Annotated in this window: 10 protein-coding genes and 1 other RNA gene; 6 read left to right on the plus strand and 5 right to left on the minus strand. The window is 65.1% G+C overall.

What is annotated here, in order from left to right; genetic code table 11:
- Position 1 precedes the first annotated feature (1 nt).
- The 4 genes from AABB87_RS16910 to AABB87_RS16925 are packed head-to-tail and all read right to left on the minus strand — an operon-like array spanning position 2 to position 4,567.
- Entirely contained in the window at positions 2-772 is a 771-nt protein-coding gene (locus AABB87_RS16910) for a transglycosylase domain-containing protein (protein WP_341972587.1), read from the minus strand.
- Between the two features lie 5 nt (positions 773-777).
- Complete coding sequence (gene aroE, locus AABB87_RS16915; RefSeq protein ID WP_341972449.1) at positions 778-1,644, minus strand: shikimate dehydrogenase; 867 nt, start codon at positions 1,642-1,644, stop codon at positions 778-780.
- Entirely contained in the window at positions 1,641-2,495 is an 855-nt protein-coding gene (locus AABB87_RS16920; RefSeq protein WP_341972450.1) for a TonB family protein, read from the minus strand. Before AABB87_RS16920 ends, aroE begins: the two co-directional genes overlap by 4 nt.
- A gap of 2 nt (positions 2,496-2,497) precedes the next feature.
- On the minus strand, positions 2,498-4,567 hold the full coding sequence (locus AABB87_RS16925; RefSeq protein ID WP_341972451.1) for a ribonuclease catalytic domain-containing protein: 2,070 nt from the start codon (positions 4,565-4,567) through the stop codon (positions 2,498-2,500).
- 119 nt (positions 4,568-4,686) lie between these two features.
- On the opposite strand from AABB87_RS16925, the gene AABB87_RS16930 reads away from it, so the two are divergent.
- The 3 genes from AABB87_RS16930 to AABB87_RS16940 all read left to right on the plus strand — a co-directional run bounded on the left by AABB87_RS16930 (position 4,687) and on the right by AABB87_RS16940 (position 8,407).
- Complete coding sequence (locus AABB87_RS16930; protein WP_341972452.1) at positions 4,687-6,867, plus strand: prolyl oligopeptidase family serine peptidase; 2,181 nt, start codon at positions 4,687-4,689, stop codon at positions 6,865-6,867.
- A 137-nt stretch (positions 6,868-7,004) separates the two neighbouring features.
- The gene (locus AABB87_RS16935; protein ID WP_058720661.1) at positions 7,005-7,487 is read left to right on the plus strand and encodes a hypothetical protein; all 483 of its coding nucleotides are present in this window, start codon (positions 7,005-7,007) and stop codon (positions 7,485-7,487) included.
- Positions 7,484-8,407, plus strand: coding sequence for a DUF2145 domain-containing protein (locus AABB87_RS16940; protein WP_341972453.1), 924 nt, complete (start codon positions 7,484-7,486; stop codon positions 8,405-8,407). Before AABB87_RS16935 ends, AABB87_RS16940 begins: the two co-directional genes overlap by 4 nt.
- 12 nt (positions 8,408-8,419) lie before the next feature.
- Here AABB87_RS16940 and alkB read toward each other — a convergent pair whose 3' ends face one another.
- Positions 8,420-9,058 carry a DNA oxidative demethylase AlkB gene (alkB, locus tag AABB87_RS16945; RefSeq protein WP_341972454.1) on the minus strand — a complete coding sequence of 213 codons (639 nt, stop codon included), beginning with the start codon at positions 9,056-9,058 and terminating at the stop codon, positions 8,420-8,422.
- 21 nt (positions 9,059-9,079) lie between these two features.
- On the opposite strand from alkB, the gene rnpB reads away from it, so the two are divergent.
- The 3 genes from rnpB (at position 9,080) to AABB87_RS16960 (ending at position 11,905) form a co-directional block, all read left to right on the plus strand.
- Positions 9,080-9,452: RNase P RNA component class A (gene rnpB, locus AABB87_RS16950), an RNA gene on the plus strand.
- Positions 9,453-9,563: 111 nt separating this feature from the next.
- Complete coding sequence (locus AABB87_RS16955; RefSeq protein WP_341972455.1) at positions 9,564-10,781, plus strand: multidrug effflux MFS transporter; 1,218 nt, start codon at positions 9,564-9,566, stop codon at positions 10,779-10,781.
- Between the two features lie 92 nt (positions 10,782-10,873).
- A complete protein-coding gene (locus tag AABB87_RS16960) occupies positions 10,874-11,905 on the plus strand; it encodes a carbonic anhydrase (RefSeq protein ID WP_341972456.1) in 1,032 nt (343 codons plus the stop codon).
- Positions 11,906-11,965: the final 60 nt, after the last annotated feature.

The following is an 11,965-nucleotide window of genomic DNA, read 5'->3' on the forward strand; positions in this document are numbered from 1 at the left end:
GTCAGGGGAGTTCAACCGCTGGCATGCGGGCCTCGATGGTAGCCGCGCGGGACAAGACATAGCCTGAGGCCGGGCGTTTCTCGAAGCGCTTGGGCGCCGGCAGCATCACGGCCAGTCTGGCCGCCTGGCTGCTGGAGAGTTGGCGCGCATCGACGCGGAAGTAGTGCCGGGCCGCGGCCTGGGCGCCAAACACGCCTTCACCCCATTCCACATGGTTGAGGTAGATGGTGAGGATGCGGTCCTTGCTGAGCAGAGCTTCCAGCATGAAGGTGATCAAAAATTCCTGGCCCTTGCGCAGCAGATTGCGCTCGCCGCTCAGGAACAGGTTCTTGGCCAGCTGCTGGGTAATGGTGGAGCCGCCGACGATCTTGGCTTGGGGTGCAGGCTTGGGCGCGGCCTTGGTCTTGGCCGCGTTGTTGGCCTTGGCACTTTGTTGGGCGGCGCGCTGCTCGGCCAGGGTTTGGGCGCGCTGATTCTTTTCCCAGGCTTTCTCCAGGGCGTCCCAGTCCACGCCGCCATGCTCCACAAAGCCTGCGTCTTCGCTGGCGATGACCGCGCGCTTGAGTTGGCGCGACATGGCTTCACCATCGACCCACTGCTGGCTCCAGGCGATCTCGTGCTTCTCGACCGCCAGGCGCCAGGCCTCGGAGCGCTCGAAACTGGTGGATTCGGGCGGCAGCCAGGCCATCAAGGCGATGCGGCCGGCAAAGTAGATCTGCAGGGCCAGCACGCCCATCAAGAGCAGCAGGCCTAAGCGCGCCAAGCTCTTCATCATGTTCATCGCGCCGCGGCGTCGGCCCGCAAGCCGGCCAGCACCGCTGTGGTGTCAGGGGTAATGCCTCGCCAGACCGCAAAGGCCTCGGCCGCTTGCTCTACCAACATGCCCAGGCCGTCGCGCGGCTCGGCGCCATGCTGGCGGGCCCAGTCGAGAAAGGGCGCGGCCGCGGGGCCGTACATCATGTCCAGCGCCAATGCGCCCGGGGCCAGCACGCTTGGGGCCACCGGCACGCCGGCGCCGGCCAAGCTGGCACTGGTGCCGTTGATCAGCACATCAAAGCTGCTGCCGCAACTGCCAAGCTCGCTGGCGTGCAGCCGCACCCCATGCTGTTCCGCCCAGGCAAGATGGGCCGCGACGATGGCTTGCGCCTTGTCCAGGCTGCGATTGGCCAGGCAGATCTCGGCCGGCTTGGCGGCAATCAAGCTGCCCAGCACGCCCGCGGAAGCGCCGCCTGCGCCCAGCAGCAAGACGCGTTGCCCCGCCAGTTGGCGGCCGGCATTGGCTTGGATGTCGCGCACCAAGCCGGCACCGTCGGTGTTGTCGCCGTACCAGCCGCCGTCATTCGCCGCATCGAAGCGCAAGGTGTTGACGGCGCCGGCCAACTGGGCGCGTTGGCTGAGCCGGGCGGCCAGGGCATGGGCCTCAAATTTGAAGGGCACGGTGATATTGCAGCCGCGCCCGCCCGCCGCCGCAAAGGCTTGCACGGTAGAGGCAAATGCGTCCAACGGGCAGAGCAGGCGCTCATAGCTCAGTTCTTGGCCGGTCTGCTGCGCGAACAGGGCGTGGATGCGCGGCGACTGGCTGTGCGCCACCGGGTTGCCGGCAACGGCGTAGCGATCAAGGCCGGGGGTGGAAGTTGTCGTCATTGCGGGGCAGTCACACTGGTTTCCAGGCCATCTTCGCGGGTGAAGCGAAAACGAGAGGTGATCACCAGCACTTCGGCGCCCTGGCGCATGGCGCTGGTGAAGGGGCCAAAGGGGGCGGCGGCGCGCACGATGGCCACGGCGCGGCGGTCCAGATTGGCATTGCCTGATGGCGCCACGATGTCGGTGGCGATGACGCGACCTTTGGTGTCGACGTGGATATTCATGGTCAGCTCGCCATAGAGCTTGCGGCCGGCGTGCTCGGGGAAGTCGCGAGTGCCGCGCTCCTCGATGCGGTGGCGCAGCTTGTCGTAGTAGGCGGCGTAGACCACCTCGCGGGTGGCGGGGCTGATGTAGCGCTTGCGGGGGCGCGCGCTTTCTTCGTTGACGCGCTTTTCGATCTCGGCCAGCAGCTGCACCAGGGCGCGGCGGCGCTCGTTTTGCTCGCGCGCGGCTTCCGAGCCCTGGTCGCGCTTGGGGTCGGGTGGCGGCAGCAGGGCCAGGTCACGCCGCAGCTGGCTCAGCAGATGCTGCTCCTGTTCCTTCAGCTTGGCGATCTGGGTACGCTGGGCTTCCAGCGCATCACCCACTTCCTGGGTCTTAGCGGGCGGCAGGGGTGAGGTGGCCCGGCCGGCCTCGGCCTCACCACCGCCGCTCAAATTGGCTTGTGCCAGCGCGGCAGCCTTGGTGGGCGCTTCTTTGCTGCGGGCATTTACCAGCACCACTTCCAGAGGCGTGTCCTGAAAGATGCGGTTAAAGCCCGCCGGGTCCACCAGGCGCAGCGTCAGCAGGGCGCCATGCAGACCCAGCGAAACCAGCAGCGCGACATGAAGGGTGCTGAGCCGGCGCCGCATCGTCAGGTCGCAGCGACCTCGGGGGTGTCGCTGGCGGACTCGCCTTCACCGTCGGCGCTGAGGTCCAGCGCCAGGGTCAGCGGGCCGCTGCCGGCCGCTTCGTCTTCGTCCTCGTCCATGGCTTCGGCATCGGTCGCCTCGGCGCTGGCCTGCGCCGCGTCCAAACGCTCAATCAGCGTGGCATGCACATCCAGCGTCATCTCATCGGTGCCGGTGATGCGCACCCGCACATGGGCGCCGCGCGCCAGGTGCTCGCAGCCCAGGGCCTTGAAGACCAGGGGCAGCTCATCGGCACGCACCAGGCCGTCCTTCATCACGGTGGCGGTGAGTTCGGTGATTTGGTTTTGCACCAGATAGCGCAGGGTCCAGAAGCGCTCGATGCCGTTCTGGAAGCCGTTGTAGGCGGTGTACGCGGCATCAAAGCCCGAGATGATGGAAAACAGCTGCGCGTCTTTGGGCTTGAAGGGCGCCACCAGGGCGGCCGTGCGGCCATTCTTGGCGCAGGCAATGATTTGCCACTGATTGACCAAGTCCACATAACGCCGCAAGGGGCTGGTGGCCCAGGTGTACTGCGCCACGCCCATACCGGCATGCGGCTGGGCACGCGTGCCCATGCGCACCTTGACGCCAGGGGCCATGCTGGCCTGGCTGCGATAGATGCCGGGCAGGCCCATCTCATTGAGCCAGCCGCCCCAGGTGGAGTTGGCCAGAATCATGGCCTCGGCCACGATCAGGTCCAGCGGCGAGCCGCGCACCCGGGTGCTGATGCGCACAATCTCATCGCCCTTGGGCTCATTGCCCTCATTGCCGGCCTCGCGCTCCAGGCGGAAGTTGTAGTCCGGCCGGTTGAAGTTCTCCGGCTTGCCGCGCACCACTTCGCGCTGCGCCTTCAAGGCGTTAGCGAGGCGGAAGGTGAAGGCCAACTCGGGCGCGAAGGCATAGTCGGCCGTCGCCTCGCCACTCAGCGTGGCGGCGGTGATGACGCCGTCCAGCTTGTCGTGACGCAGATTGGCGCGGATGCTGACGCGTTCGAGCTTGGTCTCGCTGCTTTGAATCGCCAGCGTGGCTTCGTCGATGGTGAAGTAGATCGACACCGCCGGGCAATCGCGCCCTTCGATCAAGGTGTAGGCCTGCACCACCTCGTCCGGCAGCATGGTCAGCTTCCAGCCGGGCATATAGACGGTCGAGAAACGCTCGCGCGCCACCTTGTCCACGGCCGAGTCGGGCGCAAACGCCAGGCCAGGCGCGGCAATGTGCACACCGAAGATGATGGTGCCGCTGCCCAGGCCTTGCACCGACAACGCATCGTCGATCTCGGTGGTGGCCGAGTCGTCGATGGAGAAGGCTTGCGCCGCCGACAGCGGCAGCTCGTCCTTGATCTCCGGTGCGCTCAGGGCCGGGAAGCCCACGCCCTTGGGGAATTCCTCAAACAGGAAACGCTTCCAGTGGAACTGGTAGGGGCTGGAGATGGCGCCAGCGGCCTTCAGCAAGTCCAGCGGAGCCTTGTGCGAGGCGCGGGTAGCCTCGACCACGGCCTTGTACTCGGGGCCGTTCTTGTCGGGCTTGAAGAGAATCTTGTAGATCTGGTCGGCAATCGGCTTGGGGCAGGTGCCCGCCACCAGCTCGGCCGCCCAGGCCTCGATTTGCAGGGCTTGCTGGCGCTTGCGCTCAATGCCCAGCAGCGCGGCCTTGACGGTTTCTTCCGCCGCCTTTTTGAATTGGCCCTTGCCGGCGCGCCGGAAGTAATGCGGCGCCTCGAACAGACGGAACAGCGCCGCCACCTGGTGCGCGGTGCCGCACTTGGCGTCGAAATAATCGCGCGCCAGATCGGCAAAGCCGAACTCGCCTTCGGGGGCGAACTCCCAGGCCAGGTCGAGATCGATCTCCTGCGCCAGGCGTTGGCCTTCCGCGATCAACTCGGCGGGGGCGGGTTTATCGAATTTGAGCAGCACATTGGCTGATTTCACTTTGACGCGCTTACCCGATTCCAGTTCGACTTGCATCGAACTATCGGCTTCAGACATCACGCGGCCGGCGAGGAATTTTCCGGCGTCATCGAACAGGGCAAACATATGGCCGGCATTGTCGCTGATTGGCGGGCGGCTCCGCCTCGAGCCTGTGCTTAAGATACGGCACCGCCTTCTAACCTCTCTACTGCGCGCCGACCCGGCGCCGCCACGGAAGTTTGTTCATGACACCCTCGACGACCTTCAAAGCTGTTTCCAAGCTGAGCATCCTGGCCGCTGCCAGCTTGAGCCTGCTGACCCTGGCGCAAGCCGCTGAGCCCTATCCGGCCACGCCGCAAAAGCCCGTGACCGACAACTATCACGGCACCGCGGTGGTCGACCCCTACCGCTGGATGGAGGATATGAATGCGCCGGAGTTCCAGGCTTGGATGAAGACGCAGTCGGCTTACGCGGCCGAGCAACTGGCCCGGCTGCCGGGGCGCGCGGCTTTGCGTGAGCGCTTGGGCAAGCTCTCTGACGCGGGTGAGTCCACTGCGGGCTACGACATCGTGGCCGGCAAACTCTTCTATTTGAAGCGGGCGCCGGGCCAGAACCAGGCGCGGCTGTGGCTGCGGGATGGCCTGAACGGCGCTGACCGCGAACTGCTGGACCCGAATAATCTGCCGGGTGAAGCCGGCAATCACGCCATCGACTGGTACAGCGCCGCGCCCAATGGCCGCTTGCTGGCCGTGGGCCTGTCCAAGGGTGGCTCGGAGAACAGCGTGCTGCGCGTGCTGGACCTGGCCAGCGGCAAATTCCTCAGCGAGGCGATTGACCGTACCGGCCTGAACGAGGGCGGTGTGGCCTGGCTGCCGGACTCCTCCGGCTTTGCCTACAACCGCCATCCCGCCGACGAGCGCTACAACAAGAGTGCCGTCTTCTTGCACAAGTTGGGCCAGGACGACGCCAAGGATCAGGCCTTGATCGGCTGGCAAGTCAGCGCCAAGCAGAAGTTCGCGCTGCCGGACCTGCCTTATCTCCGCCTGAGCAAAGACTCCAGCTTCGCCCTGGCCGAGGTGCTGCATGGCGACGCGGTCGATCATTCCTTCTGGGTGGCGCCCGTCAAGCAACTCCAGGGCGCGGCCACGCCCTGGCGCCGGGTGATCCGGCCGGAAGACCGGGTCATTGCTGCGGCCTTGGCCGGCGAGACGCTTTACGCCCTGACGCAAAAGACCGCCTCCCGTCGCCAGCTGCTGAGCCTGGATTTAGCCAAGCCGCATGCCAAGTTCAAGACCGTGATGCCGGCCGGTGACAGCGTGCTGCAAAGCCTGGAAGTGGCGGAAGACGCGGTCTATGTGAAGGCGCTGGACGCGGGCGTTAGCAAGCTCTGGCGGGTGGATCGCAAGAGCGGCAAGACGGCGGCCGTGGCCCTGCCTTTCGAGGGCACGCTGCGCAGCATCGCCCCGCTGAAGGACGGCAAGCTGCTAGTCTTGTTGGAGGGCTGGACCCAGGCGCCGCAAAGCCTGCTGCTGAATCCGCGCGAGCCGGGTGCCGCGCCGCAGCCGGTGACGGTGCAAAAGCCGATCACGCTGGACGTGAGCGGCATGCAGGCCAAGCGCGTGATGGTGAAGAGCCATGACGGCGTGATGGTGCCGCTTTCGATCGTGGCGCCTAAGGATGTGGTGCTGGATGGCTCCCACCCCACGGTGCTGACCGGCTACGGTGCCTACGGCATCACCATGGAGCCGCGTTTTGCTGCCACCCGTCTGGCCTGGATCGAGCGCGGCGGCGTGCTGGCGACCTGCCATGTGCGGGGCGGCGGTGAGCTGGGCGAAGAATGGCATCAGGGTGGCTACATCGCCACCAAGCAGAACACGGTGTCGGACTTCATTGCGTGCGCGGAATGGTTGATTGCCAACAAATACACCAGCACGTCCAAGCTGGCGGGCACCGGCGGCAGCGCGGGCGGCATCACGATTGGCGGCACCATCACCCAGCGGCCGGATCTGCTGGCTGCTGCACAAAGCTCGGTGGGCCTGTCCGACATGCTGCGGATGGAAAACACCCCGAACGGCGCGCCCAATGTGGCCGAGTTCGGCACGGTGACGAACCCGGCACATTTCAAGAGCATGTATGCCTTGAGCCCCTATCACCGCGTGGTCGATGGCAAGGCCTATCCGGCGGTGATCGTCACCACCGGCGCCAATGATCCGCGCGTGGAAGCCTGGATCCCAGCCAAGCTGGCCGCCCGCCTGCAGGCCGCCAACCCGGAGAGCTACAAGAGCAAGCCGACCCTGTTGCGCATCGACTTCGATGCCGGCCACGGCATGGGTTCCAGCGTCTCGCAACGCCTGGATGAGACTGCCGATGTGTGGAGCTTCTTCCTCTGGCAGTTCGGCGATGCGGCATTTGCGCCCAAGCCTTGAGGCTTGATCGCCTGTTGATTGACGCTTGATTGCGCGCCGGCCCCAGGGCCGGGCGCTAATATGCGCCCCAAACAGTGGCCGAACGTCTGCCTGGCGTTCGGCCTCGGCCCACCATCACCATTTAACTCTCAATCAGCATGTCTCAAGTATTCGTCAAGACCGCCGCCAGCCTCGTCGCCGCATTGGCGCTGGGTGTCGCCAGCTTCTCCAGCCTGGCCGCCAGCTCGGCCACGTCCTCGGTGTCTGACAGCCTCAGCACCTCGGTGGGCAGCTTGTCGGACTCCATCAAAGGCTCCAGCAACAGCTCCACCGGCGGCAACAAGGTGGCTGCAGGTGACTACAAAATCATCGACGTCGCCGCCATCCCCGGCCAGCCCGGCATGGTGGGCATGACTTTGCAGGCCGCCGTGGCCCAGCATGGCCAAGCCGCTGCCGAGTTCACCCTGGTGCTCCCCCAGCAAGCCCTGGATAAAAGCCGCCTGGCGCAAGGCCAGACCGTGAGCGCGCGTGAGCATGCCTATGGCCTGGAGTTCGCCGTGGCCACCACCCAGCAGGCTTTCTTCCTGGTTCTGCGGGACGAGTGGTTCAAGGAATTGCAGAGCAACCCCGTCACGCTTTGAGGCGGATTCGGGGGCTGCGGGCGGCCGCGCTGCTGTGTGCGGCGCTGGCCGTTTCAGCCAGCGCACACGCCGATTTGCTGGGCTATTGCGGGCGCCAAGCGCCCATGAGCGCGGCGGCGCAAGACAAGCTCTTGCGCTTCACCGAAATCGTCAAGAACGAACTGAGCCAGTCTGGCCAAGGCATGGCGTTGATTTCGCGCTCGGGCCTGGACCTGACGCGCTTTGGTCAACGCTATTCCCATGCGGGTTTGAGCCTGCGTGACAGTGAAAACGCGCCCTGGTCGGTGCGTCAGCTGTATTTCTCTTGCGATGAAGGTCGGCCGCGCATCTACGACCAAGGCATGGCCGGCTTTTTGCTCGGCACCAATGACCCCAAGCTAGGCTATGTGTCCTTGGTGTTTTTGCCTGAGGAAGGCTCGGCGCAGCTGGCGCGGGCCGCGCTGGACAAGCCGCTCAGCCTGCAGCTGCTGAGCCCGAACTACAGCGCTAATGCTTATGCCTTTGGCCTGCAATACCAAAACTGCAATCAATGGGTGGCGGAGCTGCTGGCGGCCAGCTGGGCGGGCGCCCAGGGTGCCCAGGGGGCCGATGGGCAGAGCCGCGCTGCGGCGCAGGACTGGCTCAAAAGCAATGGCTATCAGCCCGCCGTGATGGCGGTGGACTGGCGCCCGATGATGTGGCTTGGTGCCTTCATCCCTTGGGTGCACAGCGATGATCACCCCGAGGAAGACTTGGCGCAGCTGCGCTTTCGCGTCAGCATGCCGTCCTCACTCGAGGCGCTGATTCAGGCCCAGGCACCTGGGGCGCAGCGGGTGGAGATGTGCCATACCGAGACACAGGTGGTGATCCGCCGCGGCTGGGTGCCGATCGCCGAAGGCTGCGTGGCCGAGCCGCAAGACAGCGTGATCGCCTTGAATTAGTGCGGCGCGGCTTTAGCCGGCCTTGCGAAAAGTCAGATTGATGCGCATAGCGCCCAGCGCTGGGTGCTGGCCCTCAGCTACCGGCATCACGCCGTGAAAGCGCAGCCGCGCCGGGCCGCCCCAGACCAGTACATCGCCATGGCTGAGTGGCAGGCGGGCCGTTTTGTCGCTGCGGCTCAGGCTGCCTAACAAAAAGACGGCAGGCAGCCCCAGCGATACCGAGACGATGGGCTGCGCGAAGTCATGCTCGTCGCGGTCTTGGTGCAAGCTCAGCCGCGTGCCGGGCAGGTAGCGGTTGACCAGGCAGGCGTCGGGCGTGAAATCGGCATAACCGGCTTGTTCGGCGGCTTCATGCGCCAGTGCGGCGAATGCGGCGGGCAGCGCCGGCCAGGGCCGGGCGCTTAATGGATCGCTGGCTTGATAGCGGTAGCCGGCGCGGTCCGACACCCAACCCAGCGGCCCGCAATTCGTCATCCACACGGCCATGTTTTGCCCGCCCGGCGTTTGCATTTGCCGCCAGGGCGCGGCGTCAATTACCGCGGCAATGGCGCCGAGCAAGGGCTTTTCAACTGGCAAAGCCAGGCCGCGCAAGAGCGTCACGCCGGGTGCGATGGCTTGCACGGCGGGTTCGTCAAACAGGCTGGCGTTCATCGTGAGGGATAATGGTGTGGTGAAGCAAGTCAGACCGCCGCTGGTGCGAGCATGGAAACATGGCACTGGAGGAAGGTCCGGACTGCAAAGAGCAGCGTAGCAGCTAACGGCTGTCCGGCGTGAGCCGAGGATTAGAGCAACAGAGACGAGTCGATCAAACGTGCAGGGCGCAAGCGCTGCGGGACCGGAAGCGCAGCCTCCGGGGTCGGGTGAAACGGGCAATCTCTACGCGCAGCAACACCAAGTAGGCCAGTATTGATGCGGCTCGCAGAGCTGGCGGGTAGGTGGCACCGAGCCGGGCAGTGATGCTCGGCCAAGAGGAATGGCGGTCACGGAGCCGCGTTCGCAAGAACGCGGTTCTGCACAGAATCCGGCCTATCGACTTGCTTCACTCTTAATTTTGCGATTCGCCCTGCTGCGCTTGGCATGTCGCTGGCATGTCAGCGCCACGGCGGCTGCATCGCTACACTGCTGCCTTACCTCTGCCTGGCTTGCCGCCCCCGCTATGAATCCTGATGCCAGTCGTTTGTGGCGCGCCCCGCGCTGGGCCTTGGCCGTTTTGTTGGCCGCCCTGGGCATGATCGGCCCCTTCTCGATCGACACCTATCTGCCCGCCTTCTCTGGCATCGCCACTGCGCTGGGCGCCACGCCGGTGCAGATGCAGCAAACCCTGTCGAGTTATCTGCTGGGCTTTGCCCTGATGAATCTGTTCCACGGAGCCTTGTCGGACAGCTTCGGCCGCCGGCCAGTGGTGCTGTGGGGCATGGCGGCGTTCACGCTGGCCTCGGTGGGCTGCGCGTTGTCCACCAGCATTGGCCAGTTGGTTTTCTGGCGCACGGTCCAGGGCATGTCGGCGGGGGCTGGCATCGTGGTGTCGCGGGCCATCATTCGCGATATGTTTGCGCCCTCGGAAGCGCAGCGGGTGATGTCGCAGGTGACCATCTTCTTCGGCGTGGCCCCGGCCATCGCGCCCATGATTGGCGGCTTTTTGTTTGTGCACTTCGACTGGCACATGATTTTTTGGTTCCTGGTGCTGATTGGTGCCGCCTTGTTTGTCGCCAACTGGCGCTTGCTGCCCGAAACCTTGCATGCGCAGGCGCGCCAGCCTTTCCACGTGGGGCCGCTGATGCGTGAGTACGGGCGCTTGCTGACCAGCCGGCGCTTCATGCTGCTGGCGCTGGCCAGCGGCATTCCCTTCAACGGCATGTTCCTCTATGTGCTGGCCGCGCCGGTGTTCGTGGGTGAGCATCTGGGCCTGGCGCCAACTCAGTTCTTCTGGTTCTTCTGCTTTTCCATCGGCGGCATCATGGGTGGCGCCTGGCTCAGCGGACGCTTGGCCGGCAAGGTGCGGCCGCGCCAGCAGATCCGCTATGGCTTCATCATCATGGGGGTGATGTCCATCATCAACGTGACGCTCAATCTGCTGCTGCCACCTAGCCCGTTCTGGGCCTTGCCGGTGATTTCTGCCTTCGCCTTTGGCTGGGCCTTGATGGTGCCGGTGGTGACCTTGATGGTGCTTGACGAAGTGCCCGAGCGGCGCGGCTTGGCCTCCAGCCTGCAGGCCTGCATCGGCAGCGCCGCCAATGGGGTGGTGGCCGGGGTGGTGGCGCCTTTGGTGATGCACAGCACGCTGGCGCTGGCGCTGGCCTCGATGGGCCTGATGTGCATCGGCTTGGCTTCTTGGCAGGTGATCAAGCGGGAAATCAGCGCCGGGCAAGCCTAATGAGGCCTGACAAGGCTTAAGTCAGCTCAAGCATTGGCGCAAAGCGTCCGAAGACGCCAGGGTAGGCCGCACGGTTTGGCCTGGAGCTTCCAATGCAAAAAAAATATCACCACGCTTGTGATCAAGGCCGGGCCACGCGCCCAGGACACGCCACCGCCCGCAGTTTCAAGCCACGCTGGACCCGGCTTAGCGCCGCTGCCTTGGCTGCGCTGATGGGCGTCACCTTGCTGCTGAGCCTGCCCCGGTCCGCGCGCGCTGAAGAAGAATCGCTGGAGGCCTTGCGTCAACGCCTGGCCGAACGGCTGAGCAATAAGGACGGCGCAGGGGCGCTGAAGGTCAAGCCCAAGCCGGGTGAAGAGGCCGGCGGCAAGGCGGGCAAGGCCGCCACCAAGAAGGCGGAGGGCGCCGACAAGGGTGGGCATGGCGGCAAGGCTGGCGCCCATGTGCATTGGGGTTATACCGGCGATGGTGCGCCCGACCGTTGGGCCGCCTTGAACCCGGAATTCGCCACCTGTGCCGTGGGCACGCGGCAGAGCCCGATCGACATCCGTGAGGGCATCCGTGTGGACCTGGAGAAGATCCAGTTCGACTACCGCCCCAGCAACTTCTCGGTGCTGGACAACGGCCACACCGTGCAGGTCAATGTGGCGCCGGGCAACTCTTTGCAAATCATGGGGCGGCGCTTTGAGTTGCTGCAATTCCATTTCCATCGCCCCAGCGAAGAGCGCATCAACGGCCGCCAATTCGATATGGTGGCCCACCTGGTGCACAAAGATGCCGAGGGCAAGCTGGCTGTGGTGGCGGTGCTGCTGGAGCGTGGCCGCGATCAGGCGCTGATCCAAACGATCTGGAACAACCTGCCGCTGGAGAAGAACGAGGCCCTGGCGGCCCAAGTCAGCATCGACCTGAACCAATTGCTGCCCGAGGACCGCGGCTACTACACCTATATGGGTTCACTGACCACCCCGCCTTGCTCAGAGGGCGTGTTGTGGATGGTGATGCGCCAGCCGGTGCAACTGTCGATGAACCAGATCAATATCTTCTCGCGCCTGTACCCGATGAACGCCAGGCCGATCCAGAGCGGCTCGGGGCGCTTGATCAAGGAATCGTCGGCCGGGAATTGATGGGGCAGGGCTTGCGTGCGGCCAGCCTAGGCCGCGATGACTGCGGCCTTGTTGTCTACG

Origin of the sequence: Roseateles sp. PN1 (assembly GCF_038419725.1) — a bacterium.
Taxonomy (GTDB): Bacteria; Pseudomonadota; Gammaproteobacteria; order Burkholderiales; family Burkholderiaceae_C; genus Paucibacter_A.